This is a genomic window from Chromohalobacter sp. HP20-39 (genome assembly GCF_033052815.1).
Taxonomy (GTDB): domain Bacteria; phylum Pseudomonadota; class Gammaproteobacteria; order Pseudomonadales; family Halomonadaceae; genus Chromohalobacter.
Genome location: NZ_JAWHTP010000695.1, coordinates 1 through 271, shown reverse-complemented (window position 1 = coordinate 271; position 271 = coordinate 1). Strand labels below are relative to the sequence as shown.

The 271-nt window shown below is 59.8% G+C and carries 1 pseudogene; it reads right to left on the bottom strand.

The window, feature by feature from the left end:
• A pseudogene (locus tag RVY79_RS19740) lies at window positions 1-271 on the bottom strand (PrkA family serine protein kinase); the annotation flags it as partial.

Sequence of the window (271 nt, the reverse complement as noted above, 5' to 3'; positions counted from 1 at the left end):
CACCGCGCGCAGTTTCTCGTAACTGGTCCAGACCGGGTTCTTGCCCCCGTTCTTGGCCCGCGCCCGCAGCACGAAGTTGACGATCTCGTTGCGGAAGTCCTTCGGGTTGGAAATGCCCGCCGGTTTCTCCACCTTCTCCAGCTCGTCGTTCAAGGCACTGCGATCGAGAATCTCGCCGGTATTCGGATCGCGGTACTCCTGATCCTGGATCCACAGGTCGGCAAACACCACGTAGCGGTCGAAGATGTTCTGCCCGTACTCCGAATACGAC